We start from the raw sequence: 23821 nt of genomic DNA, 5'->3' as shown, positions 1-23821 counted from the left end.
CTGAGTAGGCACACCTGACGTCGATTCAGGAGGTACCCGCATGACCACGGCCGTAGCCGCCCCCTTCCGCTTCTTCGCTCTGCAAGTTGCACGGACTCGGCGGCTCGGGCCGTCTCTCGTCCGGGTCACCTTCGCCGGAGAGGATCTCCAGTACTTCTTCTCCGACGGGCACGACCAGTCCCTGTCCCTCTTCCTGCCCGCCGAGGGGCGGGCCGAGCCCGGGGTTCCCGTGGAACTCGGGGACGGGTGGTGGCAGGCCTGGCGGGAGCAGCCCGATGACGTGCGGGCGGTGATGCGGTCGTACACCCTGCGGAGCCTGCGCCGCGATCCCGACGAGATCGACATCGACTTCGTGCTGCACGAGCCCGCCGGGCCCGCGTCCCGGTGGGCCGCACGTGCCTCCGCCGGTGACCGGGTCCAGTTGCTCGGGCCCGCGATCGCCGACAACCGGGCCATCCGGTTCCGGCCGCCCGCCGACACCGATCTCGTGCTGCTGTGGGGCGACGAGACCGCATTGCCCGCCGTCTCCGCGATCCTCGAAGCGCTTCCCGCCGGACAGCGGGCCCGGGTCTGGCTCGAAGTGCACGACGCCGGGGACATCCAGGATCTGGCGACCGAGGCGGACGCCGAGATCACCTGGCTCGTCGGGGAGAGGGCGCTCGACGCCATCCGCGAGGCTCAACTCCCGCCCGCCGCGCACCCGTACGCCTGGATCGCCGGCGAGTCCGGGTGCGTGAAGGAGCTGCGGCGGCACTTCGTGCGCGAGCGCGGGGTCGACCGGCGCCGGGTCACGTTCGTGGGCTACTGGCGTCTCGGCATGACCGAGGAGCAGCTGCGCGCTGCGGAGTGACGCCTGCCGACAGACGTGACGGCGGTCACGGCAGGGGCGGGTTTCACTCGTGACTAGTTAGGTTAGGCTTACCTAAGTTGAAGCCGGGATCATCACCCCGCTCCTGCCCCCGTCCCGCACGGATCGTCCCCACCGGAGGACCCCAGCATGCGCTCGCACCTGCTCAATGACACGACCGCGGAGACGTATCGCCGCTCCGTGACCGAAGGAATCGAGCGGGTGGCTGCCAAACTCGCCACCACCACCAAGCCGTTCACCGGCGTCGGCGTCGACGCCCTCTCCCCCCGCATCGACGCGATCGACCTCGACAAGCCCCTGCTGGACACGACGGCGGTGCTCGACGAGCTGGAGGACGTCTACCTCCGGGACGCGGTCTACTTCCACCACCCCCGCTATCTCGCCCATCTCAACTGCCCGGTCGTCATCCCGGCCGTGCTCGGCGAGGCGGTCCTCTCCGCCGTCAACTCCTCCCTGGACACCTGGGACCAGTCGGCCGGCGGCACCCTCATTGAACGCAAGCTGATCGACTGGACGACCGCACGCATCGGTCTGGGCCCGGTCGCCGACGGCGTGTTCACCTCGGGCGGCACCCAGTCCAACCTCCAGGCCCTGCTGCTGGCCCGCGAGGAGGCCAAGGCCGACAACCTGGCCGACCTGCGGATCTTCGCCTCCGAGGTGAGCCACTTCAGCGTGAAGAAGTCCGCCAAACTCCTCGGCCTGGGCGCCGACGCGGTCGTCTCCGTCCCCGTGGGCGCCGACAAGCGGATGCAGACCGTCGCGCTCGCCCGCGAACTGGAGCGCTGCGAGCGGGAGGGCCTCGTCCCAATGGCCGTCGTCGCCACCGCCGGCACCACCGACTTCGGCTCCATCGACCCGCTGCCCGAGATCGCCGAGCTCTGCGAGCAGTACGGCGCCTGGATGCACGTCGACGCGGCCTACGGCTGCGGACTGCTGGCCTCCCTGAAGTACCGGGACCGCATCGAGGGCATCGAGCGCGCCGACTCCGTCACCGTGGACTACCACAAGTCCTTCTTCCAGCCGGTGAGTTCGTCCGCCGTGCTGGTGCGCGACGCGGCCACGCTCCGGCACGCCACCTACCACGCGGAGTACCTCAACCCGCGCCGCATGGTGCAGGAACGCATCCCCAACCAGGTCGACAAGTCCCTCCAGACCACCCGCCGCTTCGACGCCCTCAAGCTGTGGATGACCCTGCGCGTGATGGGCGCCGACGGCATCGGCGAGCTCTTCGACGAGGTCTGCGACCTGGCCGCCGAGGGCTGGAGGCTGCTCGCCGCCGACCCGCGCTTCGACGTCGTGGTCGAACCCAGCCTCTCCACCCTGGTCTTCCGCTACATCCCGGCCGCCGTCACCGACCCGGCCGAGATCGACCGCGCCAACCTGTACGCCCGCAAGGCCCTGTTCGCCTCCGGTGACGCGGTGGTCGCGGGCACCAAGGTGGGCGGCCGCCACTACCTGAAGTTCACCCTGCTCAACCCCGAGACGACGGTCGAGGACATGTCCGTCGTCCTCGACCTGATCGCCGGCCACGCCGAGCAGTACCTGGGAGAGTCCCTTGACCGCGCGTCCTGAAGTCCCGACCAAGACCTACGACTTCGTGGGGATCGGGCTCGGCCCGTTCAACCTCGGCCTCGCCTGCCTCACCGAGCCCATCGACGAACTCGACGGGATCCTCCTGGAGTCGAAGCCCGACTTCGAGTGGCACGCCGGCATGTTCCTGGACGGCGCCCACCTCCAGACCCCGTTCATGTCGGACCTGGTCACCCTCGCCGACCCGACCTCGCCGTACTCCTTCCTCAACTACCTGAAGGAGAAAGGGCGGCTGTACTCGTTCTACATCCGCGAGAACTTCTACCCGCTGCGCGTGGAGTACGACGACTACTGCCGCTGGGCCGCGAACAAGCTGAGCAACGTCCGCTTCGGCACGACCGTCACCGAGGTGACGTACGAGGACGAGGTGTACGTCGTCCGCACCGACACCGGCGACGCGTTCCGCGCCCGCCACCTGGTCCTCGGCACCGGCACCTCCCCGCACCACCCGGAGGCCGTGCGGGGCCTGGGCGGCGACTTCTTCCACAACTCCCGCTACATGCAGCACAAGGCGGAGCTCCAGCAGAAGGAGTCGATCACGATCGTCGGCTCCGGGCAGTCCGCGGCGGAGATCTACCACGACCTGCTCTCCGAGATCGACGTGCACGGGTACCGGCTGAACTGGGTCACCCGCTCCCCGCGCTTCTTCCCTCTCGAATACACCAAGCTCACGCTGGAGATGACCTCCCCGGAGTACATCGACTACTACCGCGAGCTGCCCGAGGCCACCCGCTACCGGCTCACCGCCGAGCAGAAGGGCCTGTTCAAGGGCATCGACGGCGACCTGATCAACGAGATCTTCGACCTGCTCTACCAGAAGAACCTCGGCGGCCCGGTCCCCACCCGCCTGCTCACCAACTCCTCGCTGCACAGCGCCCGCCATGAGAACGGCACGTACACGCTCGGCTTCCGCCAGGAGGAGCAGCAGAAGGACTTCGAGATCGAGACGCAGGGCCTGGTCCTCGCCACCGGCTACAAGTACGCCGAGCCGGAGTTCCTCGCCCCGGTCAGGGACCGTCTGGTCTACGACGCGCACGGCAACTTCGACGTCTCCCGCACCTACGCGATCGACGTGACGGGCAGAGGCGTCTTCCTCCAGAACGGCGGAGTCCACACCCACAGCATCACCAGCCCCGACCTGGGCATGGGTGCCTACCGCAACAGCTGCATCATCCGAGAGCTGCTCGGCACCGAGTACTACCCGGTCGAGAAGACGATCGCGTTCCAGGAGTTTTCCGTATGACTTTCACGTTCCGGCCCCTCGACCCGCTGAAGGACGCCGAGTTGCTGCACGGGTGGGTCACGCATCCCAAGGCCGCGTTCTGGATGATGCAGGACGCGAAACTGGAGGACGTCGAGCGGGCCTACATGGACATCGCCGCCGACGAGCACCACCACGCGCTCCTGGGGCTCGACGCGGACGGCGAACCGGCCTTCCTGATGGAGAAGTACGACCCCGCCCACCGCGAGCTGGTCGGCCTGTACGAGCCGCGGCCCGGTGACGTCGGGATGCACTTCCTCACCCCGGCCACCGACACGCCCGTCCACGGCTTCACCCGGTCCGTCATCACCGCCGTCATGGCCCACCTCTTCGAGGACCCGGCCGTCCTGCGGGTCGTCGTGGAGCCCGACGTCGGCAACAAGGCCGTCCACGCCCTGAACGCGGCGGTCGGCTTCGTGCCCGAGCGGGAGATACAGAAGCCGGAGAAAGTCGCTCTGTTGAGCTTCTGCACCCGGACTCAGTTCGTGGCCGCGACGGGGGTGGCCGCATGAGCCTCGCCGACGCCGTCGCCCACCTCTCCCCCGAGCGCTGGGACACCGCCAACCGTCTGCTGATCCGCAAGGGCCTCGCCGAGTTCGCGCACGAGCGGCTGATCGAGCCCGAGGAGACCGACAAGGACCAGTACGTCGTCCGCAGCGACGACGGCAAGACCCGCTACGACTTCACCGCGGTCCGCCGTTCCCTCGACCACTGGCAGGTCGACGCCGACTCGATCACCCGGCACCGCGACGGCACCGAACTCCCCCTCGCCGCCCTGGACTTCTTCATCGAACTGAAGGACACTCTCGGGCTCAGCGACGAGATCCTGCCGGTCTACCTGGAGGAGATCTCCTCCACCCTCTCCGGCACCTGCTACAAACTCACCAAGCCGCAGGTTCCGGTCGCCGAGCTCGCCCGGAGGTCCTTCCAGGACATCGAGACCGGCATGACCGAGGGCCACCCCTGCTTCGTCGCCAACAACGGCCGGCTCGGCTTCGGCGTCCACGAGTACCTCTCGTACGCCCCCGAGACCGCGAGCCCCGTCCGCCTGGTCTGGCTCGCCGCCCACCGCTCCCGCGCCGCGTTCACGGCCGGGGTCGGCATCGAGTACGAGACCTTCGTACGCCAGGAGCTGGGCGAGGAGACCGTCGAGCGCTTCCACGGCGTCCTGCGCGCCAAGGGCCTCGACCCGGCCGACTACCTGCTCATCCCGGTCCACCCCTGGCAGTGGTGGAACAAGCTCACCGTCACCTTCGCCGCCGAGGTCGCCCGTGACCTCCTGGTGTGCCTGGGCGAGGGCGACGACGAGTACCTGGCCCAGCAGTCCATCCGGACCTTCTTCAACCGCTCGCACCCCGAGAAGCACTACGTGAAGACGGCCCTGTCCGTCCTCAACATGGGCTTCATGCGCGGACTCTCGGCCGCGTACATGGAGGCGACCCCGGCCATCAACGACTGGCTCGCCGGGCTCATCGAGGGCGACCCGGTGCTCAAGTCCACCGGTCTGTCGATCATCCGCGAGCGGGCCGCGGTGGGCTACCGGCACCTGGAGTACGAGGCCGCCACGGACCGCTACTCGCCGTACCGCAAGATGCTCGCCGCGCTGTGGCGGGAGAGCCCGGTGCCGTCCCTCCAGGACGGCGAGTCCCTGGCCACCATGGCCTCGCTGGTCCACGTCGACCACGAGGGCCGGTCCTTCGCGGGCGCCCTCATCGAACGCTCGGGCCTCACCCCGACGGACTGGCTGCGCCGCTACCTGCGCGCCTACTACACCCCGCTGCTGCACAGCTTCTACGCCTACGACCTGGTGTTCATGCCGCACGGCGAGAACGTCATCCTGGTCCTGAGGGACGGCGTGGTCGAGCGGGCGGTCTACAAGGACATCGCCGAGGAGATCGCCGTCATGGACGCCGAGGCGGTGCTGCCGCCGGCGGTCGAGCGGCTGCGGGTCGAGGTCCCGGACGACAAGAAGCTGCTGTCGATCTTCACGGACGTCTTCGACTGCTTCTTCCGCTTCCTCGCCGCGAACCTCGCCACCGAGGGGATCCTGGAGGAGGAGGACTTCTGGCGCACGGTCGCCGAGGTCACCCGCGACTACCAGCGCTCGGTGCCCGAACTGGCGGACAAGTTCCGGCAGTACGACATGTTCGCGCCCGAGTTCGCCCTCTCCTGCCTCAACCGGCTCCAGCTGCGCAACAACCGGCAGATGGTGGACCTGGCGGACCCCTCGGGCGCCCTCCAGCTGGTCGGCACGCTGACGAACCCCATCGCGGGCCGGTAGGACCGCGCACCGCCGAAACCGGTCGAGGGTGGCGGCCCGGGCAGACCCGGCCCACCACCCTCGACTTATGCACGAAGGACGTACGAAAGACCTGCGACCGAAGACGCCTTCTCCTCCGGTCACCCCGCCGAAGCGGGCTACTTCGCCTTGCGCGCCACCGTGAAGTGGTCGATGCGGTCGCCGGTCTCGGCGATGCCCGACACCTTCAGCTTGGCGTAGTGGCCGCGCGGGGCGGGCTCCACGTCCACGCGCAGGAAGGAGTAGTTGAGGTAGCGCACCCGGGACCAGGCGACGGTCTCGTTGACCTTGCCGTCCTTGGTGTTGATGAAGGAGGCGACCGAGTCGACCTCGTTCAGGTGCCCCTCGTAGGAGTCCGGCGCGGTGAACGCGTACAGGCTGCGGCCGGCCGCGCCCGCCGTGACGTAGACGACGCCCTCGGTCTCGGGGTAGGCGGTCTCGCCGATCGGGAGCTTCTTGACGACCTTGTCGCCCTTGATGACGTCGGTGCGCTCGTACTGGTGGTTGTGGCCGTTGATGACCAGGTCCACCGTGTACTTCTCGAACAGCGGCACCCACTCCTGGCGCACGCCCCCCTCCGAGGCGTGCGCGGTGGAGGTGCAGTACGCGCAGTGGTGGAAGAACACCACGATGAAGTCGATGTCCTTCGACGCGCGGTACTTCTTCAGCTGCGCCTCGAACCACTTGGTCTGGGTGCCGCCGGAGATGCCGAGGTTGGCCGGGATCTCGAAGGAGACGTCGTTCGGGTCCAGCGAGATGATCGCGGTGTTGCCGTGGACGAAGGAGTAGACGCCCGGGAGGTTCTTCTTGTCCGGCCCGTTGTCGGGGAGCGTGAAGCGGGCCTCCTCGCCGCCGTAGCCGTTGGGCGAGTACCAGGCCTCCATGTCGTGGTTGCCGTAACTGACCATCCACGGAACGGACTTGGCGACCGACTCGGTCTGGGCGAGGAACTGGTCCCACACTCGCGAGTCGAAGCCGGTGTCGGCGGACTTGCCCTGGCCGGCCGGGTCGGCGTAGGCGATGTCGCCGGCGTGCAGGTGGAAGGCCGGGTTCTGGCCGAGGATGAGGCTGTCGTTGGCGAGGCCGTGGTAGCTGACGCCCTGGTCGCCGAAGGCCGTGAAGGTGAACGGCTTCTTGTGCGCGGGTGCGGTGGTGAAGGTGCCCAGGGTGCCCGCGAGGTGTGCCTCGGCCGGGTCGAAGCCCTGGTGGCCGACGCCGTAGTAGTAGGTCCGGCCGGGCTTGAGGTGGCTCAGCTTCGCGTGCACGTAGTACTGGGTGTGGTCGCCGCTGGCGCCGACACCGGCCGGGGTGTACAGGGTGCGCACCTCGGCCTCGATCTTGCGGGAGAGGTCCCAGGGGTGGGCGCCGATGCGGACGAAGGGCTTCTTGACGGCGACCGGGACCTGCCACGAGATCGTCATCTCGGTGCGGGCGTCGGCGCCGTAGGCGAGGTGCCGGCCGAAGGGGGCGACCAGGGAGCCGTCGACGGTCGCGGCGGAGGCGAAGGTCCGGGTGGGCGTGGCGGCCTGGGCGACGGCGCCGGGCACGAACGCGCCACCGGTGACGGCGCCCAGGGTGACGGCTCCGCCCCTGATCATGGTGCGCCGCGAGAATCTGGCGCGCAGGTACTCGTGCTGTTCGGCCATGCTCATGCGCTCGGCGAGCTGGTCCGGTACTCCCATGCGAGGAATGTCCATGGCGTCTGAAACTCGTCTCCGCGGGCAACGGGGTGTGGGACGGAGGATGGACAGCTTGCGAACAGACGTTCATAAGAACATCAACAGCACCCTGCCCGATATCGGGCAGGATTCTTGCGAAACGGCTCCCGGTCCCCCAGGATCTACCGGGTGCACGACGAACTTGTTGATCATCTGACGCGGTCCACGCCCCTCAGCCGGGGCGAGGCGCTGCGCGTGATCCAGGACGTGCTCGCGTTCTTCGACGAGACGACCGAGGAGTACGTCCGTCGCCGCCACCGCGAACTCCAGGCCCAGGGCCTGGTGAACGCGGAGATCTTCGGACGGATCGAGGCGGACCTGAAATATCGAGCGGTGGCGCCGCCGGAGCTGACACTGAGGCAGCTGCGCCGCATGGTCTACGGCTAGGGGACACAAGCTATATGTGCGGAATCGTCGGTTACATCGGCAAGCGTGACGTCGCCCCCCTCCTCCTGGAGGGCTTGCAGCGCCTGGAGTACCGCGGGTACGACTCGGCGGGCATAGTCGTCACCTCGCCGAAGACGGCGGGCCTGAAGATGGTCAAGGCCAAGGGCCGGGTGCGTGACCTGGAGGCCAAGGTCCCGGCCCGCTTCAAGGGCACCACCGGCATCGCCCACACCCGCTGGGCCACCCACGGCGCCCCCTCCGACGTGAACGCCCACCCGCACATGTCGGCCGACCTCAAGGTCGCGGTGGTCCACAACGGCATCATCGACAACGCCTCCGACCTGCGCCGCAAGCTGGAGGCGGACGGCGTCGAGTTCCTCTCCGAGACCGACACCGAGGTCCTCGTCCACCTCATCGCGCGCTCCCAGGCCGAGAAGCTGGAGGACAAGGTCCGCGACACCCTGCGGGTGATCGAGGGCACCTACGGCATCGCCGTGATGCACGCCGACTTCTCCGACCGCATCGTGGTGGCCCGCAACGGCTCCCCGGTCGTCCTCGGCATCGGCGAGAAGGAGATGTTCGTCGCCTCGGACATCGCCGCGCTGGTCGCCCACACCCGGCAGATAGTGACGCTGGACGACGGCGAGATGGCCACCCTCAAGGCCGACGACTTCCGCACCTACACCACCGAGGGCACCCGTACGACGGCCGAGCCCACCACCGTCGAGTGGGAGGCCGCCTCCTACGACATGGGCGGCCACGACACGTACATGCACAAGGAGATCCACGAGCAGGCCGACGCCGTGGACCGCGTGCTGCGCGGCCGCATCGACGACCGCTTCTCCACCGTGCACCTCGGCGGCCTCAACCTGGACGCCCGGGAGGCCCGCCAGATCCGCCGGGTGAAGATCCTCGGCTGCGGCACCTCGTACCACGCGGGCATGATCGGCGCCCAGATGATCGAGGAGCTGGCCCGCATCCCCGCGGACGCCGAGCCCGCCTCGGAGTTCCGCTACCGCAACGCGGTCGTCGACCCCGACACCCTCTACATCGCGGTCTCCCAGTCCGGCGAGACCTACGACGTCCTCGCGGCCGTCCAGGAGCTGAAGCGCAAGGGCGCGCGGGTCCTCGGCGTGGTGAACGTGGTCGGCTCGGCGATCGCCCGGGAGGCCGACGGCGGGGTGTACGTGCACGCGGGCCCGGAGGTCTGCGTGGTCTCCACCAAGTGCTTCACCAACACCACGGTGGCCTTCGCGCTGCTCGCCCTGCACCTGGGCCGCACCCGTGACCTCTCCGTCCGCGACGGCAAGCGGATCATCGAGGGCCTGCGCAAGCTGCCCGCGCAGATCACCGAGATGCTGGAGCAGGAGGAGCACATCAAGAAGCTGGCCGAGCAGTACGCCGAGGCCCGCTCGATGCTCTTCATCGGCCGTGTCCGGGGCTACCCGGTGGCCCGTGAGGCCTCCCTGAAGCTCAAGGAGGTCTCCTACATCCACGCGGAGGCCTACCCGGCGTCGGAGCTCAAGCACGGCCCGCTGGCCCTGATCGAGCCCGCGCTCCCCACGGTCGCGATCGTCCCCGACGACGACCTGCTGGAGAAGAACCGGGCCGCCCTGGAGGAGATCAAGGCCCGCAGCGGCAGGATCCTGGCGGTGGCCCACCAGCACCAGGAGAAGGCCGACGAGACGATCGTCGTGCCGAAGAACGAGGACGAGCTGGACCCGATCCTGATGGGCATCCCGCTCCAACTCCTCGCCTACCACACGGCGTTGGCGCTGGGCCGGGACATCGACAAGCCGCGGAACCTCGCGAAGTCGGTGACGGTCGAGTAGACGCTCGACCCGTACAAGGGACGGACCCCTCGTGACGCCACCGTGCACGGGGGGTCCGTTCGATCGCGCCGGGGCCGCCCAATATCCCGGCGCCGACTGCCACTTGGCCGGTGACCGTCACGCCCCGGCCGGCAGCCCATGACGGCTATATGCCCTTCACAAAGACACAAACACCTCTGCGCGCGGGTGGATTCACCCATCTCACCAGGGCGAACCAGGCGTTACGGAATGACGATGACGGGCCGCTTCGCCCGCTTGGCGAGCCGCCCGGCGACGGAGCCGAAGATGCGCCCGACGATGCCGTGGGTGGAGCCGACGACGATCGCGTCCGCCTCGTACTCCCGCCCGACCTCTTCGAGTTCATGGCAGATGTCCCCGCCGCGCTCGACCAGGATCCAGGGCACCTCGGCGAGGTAGTCCGCGCAGGCGAGCTCCAGGCCGAGCACCTCGGTGCGGTGGTCCGGCACGTCGACGAAGACCGGTGGCTCGCAGCCGGCCCACACCGTGGTGGGCAGCCGGTTGGCGACATGCACGATGATCAGGCCCGAGCCGGAGCGGTGGGCCATGCCGATCGCGTACGCGAGGGCGCGCTCGCTCGATGTGGAGCCGTCGAACCCGACGACGACGCCGTGCTTGAAGGCGGGGTCGCAGGAGTGGCGTGGCTCTTCCGCCGCCAGGGGCTCGGCCGCCGTGGGATCGGCGACGGGCCGCTTGCGGTCCGCTGGTTCGGAGAATTCGTGACCGGCCATGGCTGTCTCGGCGTTGTGATCCTTGTATGGGAGGGACGGCCTGTGCGGCGGAGCTGTGTCCGGGAATCGTCTTTCCCGGCCCATACCCCCAAGGGTACGGCGCCACGCCTCCTTAGCCCAGATCCCGCCCCCGCGCTGTGGGGTTCCAGGGAGCATGCACGAGGGGGCGCCCGTAACGCAATGGTTGCTGCGCTGTACAGGCGGTTTGCACAGGATTCAAGCGCCCGTCGCCCACCGGCCCCCCGGACCGCACCCACCGGACGGCCCCTCGACACAGTGACCGACGGGTCGAACAGGCGTTGAACCCAGGAGCCACGCCAGGGGGAGACGCCACAGGGAGCATGCGATGACCGGACACCGACCGCCCTCCGAGGACTCCAGGGACACCGGCACGGACGTGGTCCGCTGGGCGGTCTTCAGCTGCGCCCTCGTCCCCGTGGTGCTGCTCTGGTACGGCTCCTCGCTCGCCGGAGCCGCCGGCACCGCGCTCGGCCTCGCCGCCGTGACAGCCGTCTGCCGTATCCTCCTGCGCCAGTCGGAACGCGGCGCGGCCCGCCTGCACGCGGAGGAAGGGGCGCCGCAGCGCGGCCGCCGGCACCGGGGTGGCGCCGGGGCCCACCGAGGCGGTCGTCACACCGGCGGAAGCACACCGGTCGGCTGACCGGTTTCCATGCACCGGGACGATTCTTTTCAGCCAACTTCCACGTTGGGCGTGTCCCGTGCCCTCACCACCCTCCAACCCCCGTTCCACCTGCACGAATAGGGTCTCGGGGGTCCCGCGCACCCTACGTGGATTAGCCACTGCCACAAGGCGCACTTCCCTGCACGGCCCCTGAGTGCAACGCTTCGTGATCGAATGCTTTACGCCAAGTTGCCAAGTCGACAATCTGCCGGATGACGAACTGGTCACCCCGGCACCACGGGACACAGTAGATTCGATCTTGACGTCTTACGGCGGGGGACTCGTGCCGGACCGAGGGGAAACGTGCTGGAGCGACATGCCCGACAAGTTAGGGGCGCCGCGACCACCGAGGGGGGCTTAGCAGGATGAGCCACGACTCCACTGCCGCGCCGGAAGCCGCGGCCCGGAAGCTCTCCGGGCGACGCCGCAAGGAGATCGTCGCGGTGCTGCTGTTCAGCGGCGGCCCCATTTTCGAGAGTTCCATACCGTTGTCGGTGTTCGGGATTGACCGCCAGGACGCCGGCGTGCCGCGCTACCGCCTTTTGGTGTGCGGCGGCGAAGAAGGCCCGCTGCGGACCACAGGGGGCCTGGAACTCACCGCGCCACATGGCCTGGAGGCGATCTCACGCGCGGGCACGGTCGTCGTGCCGGCCTGGCGCTCGATCACCTCACCGCCTCCGGAGGAGGCACTCGACGCACTGCGCCGGGCGCACGAGGAGGGTGCCCGCATCGTGGGCCTGTGCACCGGCGCGTTCGTGCTGGCCGCAGCCGGCCTGCTGGACGGCCGCCCCGCGACCACCCACTGGATGTACGCGCCGACGCTGGCCAAGCGCTACCCGTCGGTGCACGTGGACCCACGAGAACTCTTCGTGGACGACGGCGACGTGCTGACCTCGGCCGGTACCGCGGCCGGTATCGACCTCTGCCTCCACATCGTGCGGACGGACCACGGCAACGAGGCGGCCGGCGCGCTGGCCCGCCGCCTGGTGGTCCCGCCGCGCCGCTCGGGCGGTCAGGAGCGCTACCTCGACAGGTCTTTACCGGAGGAGATCGGCGCCGACCCGCTCGCCGAGGTCGTCGCCTGGGCGCTGGAGCACCTCCACGAGCAGTTCGACGTGGAGACGCTCGCCGCGCGCGCGTACATGAGCCGTCGTACGTTCGACCGCCGCTTCCGCTCCCTGACGGGTTCGGCCCCTCTCCAGTGGCTGATCACCCAGCGGGTGCTCCAGGCGCAGCGGCTGCTCGAGACCTCGGACTACTCGGTGGACGAGGTCGCGGGGCGCTGCGGCTTCCGCTCGCCGGTGGCGCTGCGCGGGCACTTCCGGCGGCAGCTGGGCTCGTCCCCGGCGGCCTACCGGGCCGCGTACCGGGCGCGCCGGCCGCAGGGCGAGCGGCCCGTGGACAGCGACGGTCCGGTGGGGGGACCCACGGGTCCCCCGCCCGGTCCGCCGGTGCAGCTGCACCCGGAGGGCGGCCCGGTACCGCTCCAGACCCGGCGCACCCCGGCCTCCGTGGGCCCGCCGTCGGAGAACGGCCGCGAGCTGTACGCGACCGGCCGGGCGAGCCTGCCGGGGCAGCGCAGCGGAGCATGACCTCTCGGCGCCGGGCGGGCACTTCAGCCCGTCCGGCGTTCGAGGACTAGGCCCTTCGGGGCCGAAGCGGGGGTCCGGGGGCGGCGGCCCCCAGGGAAACGTTCACAGCGACACCGGGCCACCCAAAAGCGGACGCCAGCTTTAGGGTGGTCGCATGAACGATCGCATGGTGTGGATCGACTGCGAGATGACCGGCCTCTCGCTGTCCGACGACGCGCTCATCGAGGTTGCCGCCCTCGTCACCGACTCCGAGCTGAACATCCTCGGCGACGGTGTGGACATCGTCATCCGCCCGCCGGACCAGGCGCTGGAGACGATGCCGGAGGTGGTGCGTCAGATGCACACCGCGTCCGGGCTGCTCGACGAGCTGTCCGGCGGCACCACGCTCGCCGACGCCGAGGAGCAGGTCCTCGCCTACGTCCGCGAGCACGTCAAGGAGCCCGGCAAGGCCCCCCTGTGCGGCAACTCCGTCGGCACCGACCGCGGTTTCCTGCTCCGGGACATGCCCACCCTGGAGGACTACCTCCACTACCGCATCGTGGACGTCAGCTCCGTCAAGGAACTCGCCCGCCGCTGGTACCCCCGGGCCTACTTCAACAGCCCGGAGAAGAACGGCAACCACCGTGCCCTCGCCGACATCCGCGAGTCCATCGCGGAGCTGCGCTACTACCGCGAGGCGATCTTCGTCCCGCAGCCCGGGCCGGACTCCGACACCGCCAAGACGATCGCCGCGAAGCACGTCCTGCCTGCGCAGTAGCGTCGCACAGCCTGCGCAGGAAAGGCTCGCGGCCTGCGCGATTAAGGCGGGCGCGAGCACCCCTTCGGACCCTGTACACTTTTTCTCGGCCGGTCGGGGAAACCCGGACAGCCGAACATGGTGGGTGTAGCTCAGTTGGTAGAGCACCTGGTTGTGGTCCAGGTGGCCGCGGGTTCGAGTCCCGTCACTCACCCTCATCACCTCAGCCGGTGATCCTGGAGACAGGGTCACCGGCTGAGGCCGTTTCAGAAGCCGGTCGGCTCAAGACGGGTCCGGGCCGCCCTGCGGAACGCCGTGAGCAGTCGGCCCCGGTCGCCTGCCCGGGTCGCCAGGACGACGTGGGACGGGTCGACGCCCTCCAGCGGGACCACCGTCAGATCGGGGCGCAGGGCGCCCGGACGAGGTGAGGCCATGATGGCCAGGGCCTGTCCCGAGGCCACGAGTTCGAACTTGTCCTCCAGCGCCGTGACCAGAGGGCCGTCGGGTGCCGGGCTGCCGTCCGGGCGGGGGTCGATGCGCCAGTACGCGTTCCAGTCCGGGTCGGCCACCCTGATCATCGGCTCGTCCGCGATCTCGTCGAGCGTGACGGACTCCTTGCCGGCGAGGCGGTGGCCGACCGGGAGCAGCAGCACCCTGGGCTCGTCGTAGAGGACCGTCACATGGGCCCCGTCCGTCGGGAAGGGCAGCCGGGTCACCAGCGCGTCGACCTTGTGGTCGGCCAGGGCCGTGCGGCGGTCGCCCCAGTCGACGTGCACGCTGGAGACGTCGGCGTCCGGGAACCGTTCCCGCAGTTCGCGCACGGCCGGGGTGACGATGATCCCCGCCGTGTAGCCCACGGTGATCCGGCTCGGCTCGGCCGCCGCCCGGGTCAGCGCGGCCGCCTGCCCGGCCGACCGCAACAGCGCCTTGGCCCGGGGCAGGAAGACCTCCCCCGCCTCGGTGAGCCCGCTGCCCTGCGGGGTCCGCTCCAGCAGCCGCGCGCCCAGCTGCTGCTCCAGGCGGCGGATCTGCCGGCTCAGCGACGGCTGGGTGATGTGCAGCGCTTCGGCGGCCCGGCCGAAGTGCCGGTGCTCGGCGACGGCGGTGAAGTACCGGACCAGGCGCAGATCGAGGTCGGTCATGCCTGAAGCGTACGCCCGCCGCGACCGCCTCCTACCCTGCACAGAGCCTCTCACCTGGGGTGATGCCTGATGTGTATTGCGCTATGCGAAACAGGCTTTGGACCGGCCCGGGTGCTCCTCCGCACGCTGGAGGTGCTGGAAACATCACCCGTCACCACGAAGGACCCTCATGCGTGTATTTGTCACCGGCGCCTCCGGATTCATCGGTTCCGCCGTCACCCGCGAACTGCTCGACGCCGGGCACGAAGTCCTCGGCCTGGCCCGTTCGGACCGGTCGGCCGAGGCCGTGAAAGCCGCCGGAGCCACGGTGCACCGCGGCGACCTGGACGACCTCGACAGTCTGCGCCGGGGCGCCGAGGCGGCCGACGCCGTCGCCCACCTGGCCTTCATCCACGACTTCACGAACCTCACCGCCTCCGGTGAGGCCGATCTGCGGGCGATCGAGGCCATGGGCGAGGTGCTCGCAGGCACCGGGAAGGCTCTCGTGGTCACCTCGGGGCTGCTGACCGCGCCGGGGCGCGTCGGCACCGAGGAGGACCCGGCCGACCCGGACACCCCCGCCAAGCACCGGCACGCCTCGGAGTCCGCGACGCTCGCGCTGGCCGAACGCGGGGTGAGCTCCTCGGTGCTGCGGCTGCCGCCGAGCGTGCACGGCGAGGGCGACTACGGCTTCGTGCCCATGTTCATCGACGTCGCCCGGGAGAAGGGCGTCTCGGCCATGGTGGGCGACGGCACCAACCACTGGGCGGCCGTCCATCGCCTCGACGCGGCCCGGTTGTTCCGGCTCGCCCTGGAGCAGGCACCGGCGGGCGTACGGCTGCACGCGATCGGCGACGAGGGGGTGCCGTTCCGGGAGATCGCCGAGACCATCGGGCGGGGGCTCGACGTGCCGGTCGCGAAGGTGGTCGCCGAGAACGCGACGGACCACTTCGGCTGGCTCGGCCGCTTCGCCGCGATCGACATGCGCGCCTCGGCCACCCTCACCGGCAAGCTGCTGGGCTGGCAACCGGAACACCCCGCCCTGATCCCGGACCTGAAGGCGGGCCACTACTTCAAAACGAACTGACCACCACGACACCGGCCGCCAGACCCCGGTCAACTCCCGGACACCGCCGTACCGTTCGCACGGCTCCGTCGGGGATGCCGTACGGGAGAAGCAGCCCGCGCACCGTTCGCGAACCAGCCCACGTGCCCGTTCGCGGGCGGAACTCCGGACCCCGCCCGCGTCCGGACCCGAGTGATCCTTGCGTTCAAGCTCTTTAGGCGGCTCGGGGCGGCCCGGCTCGGGTCAGGACGACGTCCGGTGGACCAGTTCCGTGGCCAGGACGACCTGCCTGCGCTCCAGGCCCCGGGACACCGCCGGGCGGCGGTCGGCGATCTCCGAGAGGAGGAGGTCGATCATGCGGCGGCCCATCTCCTCGATGGGCTGGCGGACGCTGGTGAGCGGCGGGTCCATGTGCCGCGCTATGGCGGAGTCGTCGTAGCCGATCAACGCCACGTCCGAGGGGATGCTGCGGCCCTCCTCGCGCAGCACCTGGCGGGCGCCCGCCGCCATGACGTCGGAGCCGGCGAAGACGGCGTCCAGGTCGGGGCGGCGGGCCAGCAGCTTCGTCATCGCGCGGCGGCCGCCCTCCTCGGTGAAGTCACCGGGCTCGATCAGGCGCTCGTCCACCTCGTGGCCGGCGTCGAGCAGCGCGTCGCGGTAGCCGTCGACGCGGCGCTGGGCGCCGTACACGTCGAGGCGGCCGGTGATGTGGGCGATCGCGCGGCGGCCGCCGGCGAGCAGGTGCTCCACGGCGGAACGGCCGCCTCCGTAGTTGTCGGAGTCCACCGAGGGCAGCGTCTCCCCCGCCGAGCGCGGGCCGCTGATCACCGCGGGGATCTCCAGCTGGGACAGCAGGTCGGGGAGCGGGTCGTCGGCGTGGACCGAGACCAGCAGGACGCCGTCGACCCGGTGCGCGGCGAGGTACTGGGCCAGCCGCCGGCGTTCGCGGTCGCTACCCGCGAAGATCAGCAGGAGCTGCATCTCGGTGTCCGAGATCTCCGCGCCGACGCCCTTGAGCATGTCCGAGAAGTACGGCTCGGCGAAGAACCGGGTCTCGGGCTCGGGCACCACCAGCGCGATCGCGTCCGTGCGGTTGGCCGCGAGGGCGCGCGCGGCCGTGTTCGGGACGTACCCGAGCTCCGCCACCGCCGCCTCGACCGCGGCGCGGGTGGCGTCGCTGACCCGGGGCGAACCGTTGATCACCCGGGAAACGGTGCCCCGGCCGACGCCGGCGCGCGCGGCGACCTCCTCGAGGGTGGGCCGGCCCCCGCTCCGGCTCCGCGCTCCGTGGCTTGCCATGGGCTCCGCCTTCCGCCGTTGTCTTGCGCTGGCCTGGAATTTAACAGCCCCGCCTGCTCCGGTGACGGTCGCGGGGGCTCTGCCCCACGGCCCAGGTCCGGGCCGAAGTGCCCCGCCCCCGAGCGCCGGGCGGGCCGGGCCGGTCCAGTTAACAGGCTGATAACTGAACGCATCTCTCCGCGTCGACTCCCTTGACACCCCCGCCCGGACCCGCGAACCTTCAACACATCACCGATGGGAGCGCTCCCACGGTACCTGACACATACATTTCCCGCACGTTCCCCGCCCGAGCCGCAGCAAGAACGAACGGGCCCAACAACGCAGTTGGCCGGGGGGTCGGCACGTCAGGGCAACAGGAGGACGCAATGCGAGCACATACCCGATCCGCCCGCAACAGGGCGGTAGTCCTCGCGGCTGTCGCATCGCTGGGCGCCGGGCTGCTGGCCGGCTGTGCCGACGACGGCGGCGACGACGACGGCTCGTCGTCGGGCGGCGGCAAGACCACCATCACCCTCGGTCTGTTCGGCACCCAGGGCTTCAAGGAGGCCGGACTCTACAAGGAGTACGAGAAGCTCAACCCGAACATCAAGATCCAGGAGAACGTGGTCGAGCGGAACGAGAACTACTACCCCGCGCTCGTCAACCACCTCACCACCAACAGCGGTCTCCAGGACGTCCAGGCCATCGAGGTCGGCAACATCGCCGAGGTCGTCTCCACCAACGCGGACAAGCTGGTGGACATGTCCAAGGTCGCCGGGGTGGACAAGAGCAAGTGGGTGGACTGGAAGTGGCAGCAGGCCACCACCAAGGACGGCCAGACCATCGGCCTCGGCACCGACATCGGCCCGATGGCGATCTGCTACCGCAAGGACCTCTTCCAGCAGGCCGGTCTGCCCGCCGACCGCGAGGCGGTCGGCCAGCTGTGGGCGGGCGACTGGAACAAGCTCGTCGCCGCGGGCGAGACCTACAAGAAGAAGGCCCCCGCCGGCACCACCTTCATGGACTCGCCCGGCGGTCTGCTCAACGCGATCGTCAGCAGTGAGAAGGACAAGTACTACGACGCCTCCGGTGAGGTCATCTACAAGACCAACCCCGCCATCAAGAACGCCTTCGACCTGACCGCGAAGGCCGCCAAGGAGGGGCTGGTCGGAGCGCAGACGCAGTTCCAGCCGGCCTGGGACACCACGATCGCCAAGAGCAAGTTCGCCGCGATCGCCTGCCCGCCGTGGATGCTCGGCTACCTCAAGGGCAAGTCGTCGCCGGACTCCGCCGGCAAGTGGGACGTGGCCGCCGCGCCCAAGTCCGGCAACTGGGGCGGCACCTTCCTGGCCGTGCCCAAGAACGGCAAGCACGTGAAGGAGGCGGAGAAGCTGATCACCTGGCTGACCGCGCCGGAGCAGCAGGCCAAGCTCTTCGCCGTGCAGGGCAGCTTCCCGAGCTCGACCGCCGCCTACGACCTGCCCCAGGTCACCGGCGCCAAGAACACGATGACCGGTGACGCGCCCATCGGCAAGATCTTCGCCGAGGCCGCCAAGGCCATCCCGACGCAGGTGATCGGCCCGAAGGACCAGATCATCCAGCAGGGTCTGACCGACAACGGCGTCATCCTCGTCACGAAGGGCAAGTCGGCCAAGGAAGCCTGGGAGACGGCCACCAAGACCATCGACAACAACCTGGAGAAGTGACCGGTATGGCCACCCGGCACGACACCGCCGCGCTCCCCCTCGAGGAGGGGGGCGCGGCCCCGGGCCGCCCGCCCGCGGACTCCGTACCCGACGACAAGGAGCAGCGCCGCCGGGCCCGGCTGTCCCGCCGCTGGCAGCGGGACATGCGCTGGAGCCCGTACGCGTTCGTCTCGCCGTTCTTCCTGCTGTTCCTCGCCTTCGGCCTGTTCCCGCTGGTCTACACGGGCTGGGCCTCGCTGCACACGGTCGAGCTGACCGATCCCACCGACATGCAGTGGGCCGGCATGCGCAACTACACGCGCATCTTCGACGACGACTTCTTCTGGAACGCGGCGAAGAACACCCTGACCATCGGCATCATCTCCACCGTCCCGCAGCTGGCGATGGCCATGGGCCTGGCGCACATCCTCAACTACAAGTTGCGCGCGTCGACCTTCTACCGGGTCGTGATGCTGGCGCCGTACGCGACCTCGATCGCCGCCGCCTCGCTGGTGTTCGTGCTGCTCTTCGGCCGCGACTACGGCATGATCAACTGGGCGCTGCACTTCGTCGGGGTCGACGCCATCGACTGGCAGAACGACAAGTGGCCCTCGCAGATCGCCGTTTCGTCGATCGTCATCTGGCGCTGGACCGGCTACAACGCGCTGATCTACCTGGCGGCGATGCAGGCGATCCCGCAGGACCTGTACGAGTCGGCTGCCCTCGACGGGGCCAGTCGCTGGAAGCAGTTCCTGCACGTCACCCTGCCCTCGCTGCGGCCGACGATCCTGTTCACCGTCGTCGTCTCGACGATCGGGGCGAGCCAGGTGTTCGGCGAACCACTGCTGTTCGACGCCAACAAGGGCGCGTCCGGCGGCGCGGAGCACCAGTTCCAGACGCTCGGTCTGTACCTGTACGAGCAGGGCTGGGTGAACATGCACCTGGGCCGCGCCTCCGCGATCGCCTGGACGATGTTCCTGATCCTCATCGTGATCGGGATCGTCAACTACGTCATCTCGCGCCGGCTGCGCGCCAGTAGTTAAGGAGACCGGCCGTGACGACGACCCTGACGAAACCCGCGGCGGACGCGGGTTCCCCGCCCCCGAAGCGGGTGCGCCGGCCCAAGTCGGCGCGTGCGGGCGGGCAGATGCACGCGGGACCCATCGCGTACGTCATCCTCGCCCTGTTCACCATCGGCTCGCTGCTGCCGCTGGTGTGGACGGCGATCGCCGCCTCGCGCGACAACCAGCGGCTGGCGCAGACCCCGCCGCCGTTCTGGTTCGGCGGCAACCTCTTCCACAACCTCGACATCGCCTGGAACGACGCCAACCTGGGCGAGGCGTTCATCAACACCACGTTCGTGGCCGGTGTGTCGGCGCTGACCATCGTCTTCCTGTCCACGATCGCCGGCTTCGCCTTCGCCAAGCTGCGCTTCCGTGGCCGCGGCGCGATGATGCTGATCGTCATCGGCACGATGATGGTGCCGCCGCAGCTGAGCGTGATCCCGCTGTACATGATGGTCGCCAAGCTCGACTGGACGGACCAGCTCCAGGCGGTGATCCTGCCGTCGCTGGTGAGCGCGTTCGGGGTGTTCTTCATGCGGCAGTACCTGATCCAGGCGCTGCCGGACGAGATCATCGAGGCGGCCCGGGTGGACGGCGCGAGCAGCTGGCGCGTGGTGTGGCACGTCGTGTTCCCCGCCGCCCGGCCGGCGATGGCCGTCCTCGGCATGCTGATGTTCGTGCAGACCTGGAACGACTTCCTGTGGCCGTTCCTGGTGCTGACGCAGAACGGCAACCCGACCGTGCAGGTCGCGGTCGCGCAGCTCGGCCGGGGCTACACCCCGGACCAGTCCCTGATCATGGCGGGCGCGCTGCTGGGCACGCTGCCGCTGCTGATCGTCTTCGCGATCTTCGGCAAGCAGATCGTGGGCGGCATCATGCAGGGTGCCGTGAAGGGCTGACCTCGGCTTCCCCGGGGGCCGGACCGACGCCGCTCCGGCCCCCGCCCCCTCTCTTCTCCTTTCCTCCCCGCCCTCTACCAGTCGGTCTCACGACGTCCGATGGGAGCGCTTCCATGCCCGATTCCGCATCTCCGGAGACTCCGGTGACCTTTCCCCCCTCCTTCCTCTGGGGTGCCGCGACCTCCTCGTACCAGATCGAGGGGGCGGTGCGGGAGGACGGCCGTACGCCCTCCATCTGGGACACCTTCAGCCACACGCCCGGCAAGACCGCCGGCGGCGACCACGGTGACATCGCTGTCGACCACTACCACCGCTACCGCGACGACGTGGCGCTCATGGCCGACCTGGGCCTGACGGCGTACCGCTTCTCGGTCTCCTGGTCCCGGGTGCAGCCGACCGGCCGGGGCCCGGCGATCCAGCGGGGGCTGGACTTCTACCGGCGGCTGGTGGACGAGCTGCTCGCGCACGGCATCAAGCCGGCCGTGACGCTCTACCACTGGGACCTGCCGCAGGAGCTGGAGGACGCGGGCGGCTGGCCGGAGCGCGACACCGCGTACCGCTTCGCCGAGTACGCGCAGATCGTGGGGGAGGCGCTCGGTGACCGGGTGGAGCAGTGGATCACCGTCAACGAGCCCTGGTGCGCGGCCTTCCTGGGCTACGCCTCCGGGGTGCACGCACCGGGCCGTACCGACCCGGCGGCCTCGCTGAGGGCCGCGCACACGCTCAACCTCGCGCACGGCCTCGGCACTTCGGCCCTGCGCGCGTCGATGCCGGCCCGCAACTCGGTGGCGCTCAGCCTCAACTCCGCGGCGATCAGGCCCTTCTCGCAGGACCCGGCGGACCTGGCCGCGGCGCAGAAGATCGACGACCTCGCCAGCGGGATCTTCCACGGCCCCATCCTGCACGGGGCGTATCCGCAGACGCTGTTCGCGGCGACGGAGTCGATCACGGACTGGTCGTTCGTGGAGGCCGGCGATCTGGAGCTGATCAACCAGCCGCTCGACGCCCTGGGCCTCAACTACTACACGCCCGCGCTGGTCTCCGCCGCCGACCCGACGGCCAGCGGACCGCGCGCCGACGGCCACGGCAGCAGCGACCACTCCCCGTGGCCGGGCGCGGACGACGTCACGTTCCACCAGACGCCGGGCGAGCGTACGGAGATGGGCTGGACGATCGACCCGACGGGCCTGCACGACCTGATCATGCGCTACACCCGTGAGGCCCCCGGCCTGCCCCTCTACATCACCGAGAACGGCGCGGCCTACGACGACAAGCCCGACCCCGACGGCCGCGTCCACGACCCGGAGCGGATCGCCTACCTGCACGGACACCTCGCCGCGGTCCGCCGCGCGATCACCGACGGGGCGGATGTCCGCGGCTACTACCTCTGGTCGCTGATGGACAACTTCGAGTGGGCGTACGGCTACGAGAAGCGCTTCGGCGCGATCTACGTGGACTACACGACGCTGGAACGGACACCCAAGTCCAGTGCCCTGTGGTACGGCCGAGCAGCCCGCACGGGCACCCTCCCGGAGGCGGAGGAGCCCCAGGCCGTCTAGCCACCACGGACCCGGGGGAGCCGGGGCGCGGCAGCCGAGGGGGGTGCCGCGCCCCGGCGCTTTCGGCGAGCCCCGACAGCAGCTCGCCTCCCGCCACTCCGTCAGGCGGGGATCAGCGCTCGTCCCCTCCGAGCAGTCGGCGGGTCGTCTGCACGCCCCACTGGTCCAGCGACAGCAGCCGGTCGCTGGAGGCCATCAGGCCGCCGGTCGCCGCCACGTGGGCGGCCCAGCGCTCGCGGGTCTCCACGGCCGGGCGGGCCATCAGGCAGTCGGGGTCGTTGACCCACAGGACGCCGTGCTGCCACTGGCGGCCCGCGCCGGTGAACTCGGCCGGGTCCTGGCCGGGCTGGCTGAAGTCACCGGCCTCGGGGCGGCGGTGCGGGGCGGTGTCGGGGCTGACCCGCATCGCGTCGAACAGGCCGACGGAGGGCAGGATCGGCGCACCGCAGCCGAGCAGATAGGCGTCCGGGCCGATGGCCTCGCGGATCAGCCGGATGCCGTCGCGGTACGCGGTGAGAGCGTCCGCGTCGGTGTGCCGTACGCCCTCCAGGGCGCCCGCGTAGAGGAAGTCGACCTTGAAGTAGTCGAAGCCCTCGGACCGCAGCGTCCGGAAGACGTCCGCCAGCCAGGCCGCGGCCTCCGGGTGGGTCGTGTCCAGGACGCACAGGTCATGGCCCCAGTTGCGGCCGGCGTGCAGGAAGCCGCCGCTGAGGTCCTCGACCAGCCAGTCGGGGTGCTCGGCGGCCAGGTCGCTCGCCGGGTCGACGAGGAAGGGGGCGGTCCAGATGCCGGCCCTGCGGCCCCGCGCGCGGATCGCGTCGGCGATGGCCTCGCGGGAGCGGAAGCGGCCCGAGAGGGTGAGCCAGTCGCCGAGGGCCTTCTGGTAGCCGTCGTCGATCTGGACGACGTCGATCGGCAGGTCGAGGGTGTCCATCGCACGCAGGTTCTCGTGGATGTCGTCCTCGGTGACCTCCGTGAAGTACTCGTACCAGGAGCACCAGACGGTGGGCGCCGGGCGCGGGGCCTCGACCCCGAGTCCGGCGGCCCACTCGGCCAGCGTGGCCTGGATGTCCGTGCCCGTGAACTCCTTCACCGGGCCGTCGGCGGTGACCTCGGCGTGGCTGCCGTCCACGGTCAGGCGGATCGACGGGACCGCGCGGGTCGGTTCCGGCGCCGCCCACAGCCGTACCGGCGACCCGTCGCCCGGGTCGAGCGCCAGCAGCCCCTCGCCCTGGAAGACGCCCTCCGGCACGGTGACGCCCGGCCGGTAGCAGACCGTCGCCCAGTTGTCGTTCGTCGGGCGGTACGGCTTGTCGCCGAGGGCGTACGCGCCACTGGGGCTCCAGGACTGCCAGCCCTCCTCGTGGACGCGGGCCCTGCGCGGGTCGAGGGGCACGGAGGCGACCGGGGTGAAGGGGTGGGGCACGGTGGTTCT

Annotated in this window: 20 protein-coding genes and 1 tRNA gene; 16 read left to right on the top strand and 5 right to left on the bottom strand. The window is 70.0% G+C overall.

Going from position 1 to position 23821, the window contains the following annotated elements; all coding sequences use genetic code 11:
• Positions 1–40: 40 nt before the first annotated feature.
• The 5 genes from AQJ54_RS06780 to AQJ54_RS06760 all read left to right on the top strand — a co-directional run bounded on the left by AQJ54_RS06780 (position 41) and on the right by AQJ54_RS06760 (position 6000).
• Positions 41–850, top strand: a complete 810-nt coding sequence (locus AQJ54_RS06780) for a siderophore-interacting protein (RefSeq protein WP_062235002.1) — start codon at positions 41–43, stop codon at positions 848–850.
• A 147-nt stretch (positions 851–997) separates the two neighbouring features.
• On the top strand, positions 998–2440 hold the full coding sequence (gene desA, locus AQJ54_RS06775; RefSeq protein WP_062234999.1) for a lysine decarboxylase DesA: 1443 nt from the start codon (positions 998–1000) through the stop codon (positions 2438–2440).
• Positions 2424–3701, top strand: coding sequence for a lysine N(6)-hydroxylase/L-ornithine N(5)-oxygenase family protein (locus AQJ54_RS06770; protein ID WP_062234996.1), 1278 nt, complete (start codon positions 2424–2426; stop codon positions 3699–3701). The genes desA and AQJ54_RS06770 overlap by 17 nt, the downstream gene beginning before the upstream one ends.
• A complete protein-coding gene (locus AQJ54_RS06765; RefSeq protein ID WP_062234993.1) occupies positions 3698–4231 on the top strand; it encodes a GNAT family N-acetyltransferase in 534 nt (177 codons plus the stop codon). The genes AQJ54_RS06770 and AQJ54_RS06765 overlap by 4 nt, the downstream gene beginning before the upstream one ends.
• On the top strand, positions 4228–6000 hold the full coding sequence (locus AQJ54_RS06760) for an IucA/IucC family protein (protein ID WP_062234991.1): 1773 nt from the start codon (positions 4228–4230) through the stop codon (positions 5998–6000). Before AQJ54_RS06765 ends, AQJ54_RS06760 begins: the two co-directional genes overlap by 4 nt.
• Positions 6001–6137: 137 nt before the next feature.
• On the opposite strand, the gene AQJ54_RS06755 is transcribed toward AQJ54_RS06760, so the two are convergent.
• Positions 6138–7700, bottom strand: coding sequence for a purple acid phosphatase family protein (locus AQJ54_RS06755; protein ID WP_062027255.1), 1563 nt, complete (start codon positions 7698–7700; stop codon positions 6138–6140).
• A 165-nt stretch (positions 7701–7865) separates the two neighbouring features.
• Between AQJ54_RS06755 and AQJ54_RS06750 the strand changes: the two genes are divergently transcribed.
• Positions 7866–8123 (top strand): hypothetical protein, encoded by a 258-nt coding sequence (locus AQJ54_RS06750; RefSeq protein ID WP_030314191.1) that lies wholly within the window; start codon positions 7866–7868, stop codon positions 8121–8123.
• Between the two features lie 14 nt (positions 8124–8137).
• On the top strand, positions 8138–9955 hold the full coding sequence (gene glmS / locus AQJ54_RS06745) for a glutamine--fructose-6-phosphate transaminase (isomerizing) (RefSeq protein ID WP_020140898.1): 1818 nt from the start codon (positions 8138–8140) through the stop codon (positions 9953–9955).
• Between the two features lie 221 nt (positions 9956–10176).
• Here the strand turns inward: glmS and AQJ54_RS06740 are convergent, their stop codons facing one another.
• Complete coding sequence (locus AQJ54_RS06740; RefSeq protein WP_030314189.1) at positions 10177–10704, bottom strand: universal stress protein; 528 nt, start codon at positions 10702–10704, stop codon at positions 10177–10179.
• A gap of 346 nt (positions 10705–11050) precedes the next feature.
• Here AQJ54_RS06740 and AQJ54_RS06735 point away from each other — a divergent pair, with 346 nt between their 5' ends.
• From AQJ54_RS06735 to AQJ54_RS06720, 4 genes are all read left to right on the top strand, one after another.
• Entirely contained in the window at positions 11051–11365 is a 315-nt protein-coding gene (locus AQJ54_RS06735; protein WP_062234988.1) for a hypothetical protein, read from the top strand.
• A 386-nt stretch (positions 11366–11751) separates the two neighbouring features.
• Complete coding sequence (locus AQJ54_RS06730; RefSeq protein ID WP_062027251.1) at positions 11752–12978, top strand: helix-turn-helix domain-containing protein; 1227 nt, start codon at positions 11752–11754, stop codon at positions 12976–12978.
• A gap of 154 nt (positions 12979–13132) precedes the next feature.
• The gene (gene orn, locus AQJ54_RS06725; protein WP_037819210.1) at positions 13133–13735 is read left to right on the top strand and encodes an oligoribonuclease; all 603 of its coding nucleotides are present in this window, start codon (positions 13133–13135) and stop codon (positions 13733–13735) included.
• Positions 13736–13855: 120 nt separating this feature from the next.
• Positions 13856–13928, top strand: a tRNA-His gene (locus AQJ54_RS06720).
• A 52-nt stretch (positions 13929–13980) separates the two neighbouring features.
• Here AQJ54_RS06720 and AQJ54_RS06715 read toward each other — a convergent pair.
• On the bottom strand, positions 13981–14856 hold the full coding sequence (locus AQJ54_RS06715) for a LysR family transcriptional regulator (RefSeq protein ID WP_062027249.1): 876 nt from the start codon (positions 14854–14856) through the stop codon (positions 13981–13983).
• A 169-nt stretch (positions 14857–15025) separates the two neighbouring features.
• On the opposite strand from AQJ54_RS06715, the gene AQJ54_RS06710 reads away from it, so the two are divergent.
• A complete protein-coding gene (locus tag AQJ54_RS06710) occupies positions 15026–15922 on the top strand; it encodes an SDR family oxidoreductase (protein ID WP_062234982.1) in 897 nt (298 codons plus the stop codon).
• A gap of 222 nt (positions 15923–16144) precedes the next feature.
• Here the strand turns inward: AQJ54_RS06710 and AQJ54_RS06705 are convergent, their stop codons facing one another.
• Positions 16145–17200 carry a LacI family DNA-binding transcriptional regulator gene (locus AQJ54_RS06705; RefSeq protein WP_062027246.1) on the bottom strand — a complete coding sequence of 352 codons (1056 nt, stop codon included), beginning with the start codon at positions 17198–17200 and terminating at the stop codon, positions 16145–16147.
• Positions 17201–17565: 365 nt separating this feature from the next.
• Here AQJ54_RS06705 and AQJ54_RS06700 point away from each other — a divergent pair, with 365 nt between their 5' ends.
• From AQJ54_RS06700 to AQJ54_RS06685, 4 genes are all read left to right on the top strand, one after another.
• Positions 17566–18885, top strand: coding sequence for an ABC transporter substrate-binding protein (locus AQJ54_RS06700; protein WP_062027244.1), 1320 nt, complete (start codon positions 17566–17568; stop codon positions 18883–18885).
• A 5-nt stretch (positions 18886–18890) separates the two neighbouring features.
• Positions 18891–19907: a carbohydrate ABC transporter permease gene (locus AQJ54_RS06695; protein ID WP_062234979.1), complete on the top strand. Its 1017-nt coding sequence runs from the start codon at positions 18891–18893 to the stop codon at positions 19905–19907.
• A gap of 11 nt (positions 19908–19918) precedes the next feature.
• Positions 19919–20827: a carbohydrate ABC transporter permease gene (locus AQJ54_RS06690; protein ID WP_020140908.1), complete on the top strand. Its 909-nt coding sequence runs from the start codon at positions 19919–19921 to the stop codon at positions 20825–20827.
• Between the two features lie 113 nt (positions 20828–20940).
• Positions 20941–22386: a GH1 family beta-glucosidase gene (locus AQJ54_RS06685; RefSeq protein WP_062234976.1), complete on the top strand. Its 1446-nt coding sequence runs from the start codon at positions 20941–20943 to the stop codon at positions 22384–22386.
• Positions 22387–22498: 112 nt separating this feature from the next.
• Here AQJ54_RS06685 and AQJ54_RS06680 read toward each other — a convergent pair whose 3' ends face one another.
• The gene (locus AQJ54_RS06680; RefSeq protein ID WP_062234972.1) at positions 22499–23812 is read right to left on the bottom strand and encodes a glycoside hydrolase family 36 protein; all 1314 of its coding nucleotides are present in this window, start codon (positions 23810–23812) and stop codon (positions 22499–22501) included.
• Between the last annotated feature and the right edge of the window lie 9 nt (positions 23813–23821).

It is taken from the genome of Streptomyces griseorubiginosus (genome assembly GCF_001514195.1).
Taxonomy (GTDB): domain Bacteria; phylum Actinomycetota; class Actinomycetes; order Streptomycetales; family Streptomycetaceae; genus Streptomyces; species Streptomyces griseorubiginosus.
This window is presented reverse-complemented; position numbering and strand designations above follow the sequence as displayed.

Coding starts and splice junctions, on each gene's coding strand:
- AQJ54_RS06780 (WP_062235002.1), top strand. CDS start 41: ATGACCACGGCCGTAGCCGCCCCCTTCCGCTTCTTCGCTCTGCAAGTT.
- desA (WP_062234999.1), top strand. CDS start 998: ATGCGCTCGCACCTGCTCAATGACACGACCGCGGAGACGTATCGCCGC.
- AQJ54_RS06765 (WP_062234993.1), top strand. CDS start 3,698: ATGACTTTCACGTTCCGGCCCCTCGACCCGCTGAAGGACGCCGAGTTG.
- AQJ54_RS06760 (WP_062234991.1), top strand. CDS start 4,228: ATGAGCCTCGCCGACGCCGTCGCCCACCTCTCCCCCGAGCGCTGGGAC.
- AQJ54_RS06755 (WP_062027255.1), bottom strand. CDS start 7,700: ATGGGAGTACCGGACCAGCTCGCCGAGCGCATGAGCATGGCCGAACAG.
- glmS (WP_020140898.1), top strand. CDS start 8,138: ATGTGCGGAATCGTCGGTTACATCGGCAAGCGTGACGTCGCCCCCCTC.
- AQJ54_RS06740 (WP_030314189.1), bottom strand. CDS start 10,704: ATGGCCGGTCACGAATTCTCCGAACCAGCGGACCGCAAGCGGCCCGTC.
- AQJ54_RS06735 (WP_062234988.1), top strand. CDS start 11,051: ATGACCGGACACCGACCGCCCTCCGAGGACTCCAGGGACACCGGCACG.
- AQJ54_RS06730 (WP_062027251.1), top strand. CDS start 11,752: ATGAGCCACGACTCCACTGCCGCGCCGGAAGCCGCGGCCCGGAAGCTC.
- orn (WP_037819210.1), top strand. CDS start 13,133: ATGAACGATCGCATGGTGTGGATCGACTGCGAGATGACCGGCCTCTCG.
- AQJ54_RS06715 (WP_062027249.1), bottom strand. CDS start 14,856: ATGACCGACCTCGATCTGCGCCTGGTCCGGTACTTCACCGCCGTCGCC.
- AQJ54_RS06710 (WP_062234982.1), top strand. CDS start 15,026: ATGCGTGTATTTGTCACCGGCGCCTCCGGATTCATCGGTTCCGCCGTC.
- AQJ54_RS06705 (WP_062027246.1), bottom strand. CDS start 17,200: ATGGCAAGCCACGGAGCGCGGAGCCGGAGCGGGGGCCGGCCCACCCTC.
- AQJ54_RS06700 (WP_062027244.1), top strand. CDS start 17,566: ATGCGAGCACATACCCGATCCGCCCGCAACAGGGCGGTAGTCCTCGCG.
- AQJ54_RS06695 (WP_062234979.1), top strand. CDS start 18,891: ATGGCCACCCGGCACGACACCGCCGCGCTCCCCCTCGAGGAGGGGGGC.
- AQJ54_RS06685 (WP_062234976.1), top strand. CDS start 20,941: ATGCCCGATTCCGCATCTCCGGAGACTCCGGTGACCTTTCCCCCCTCC.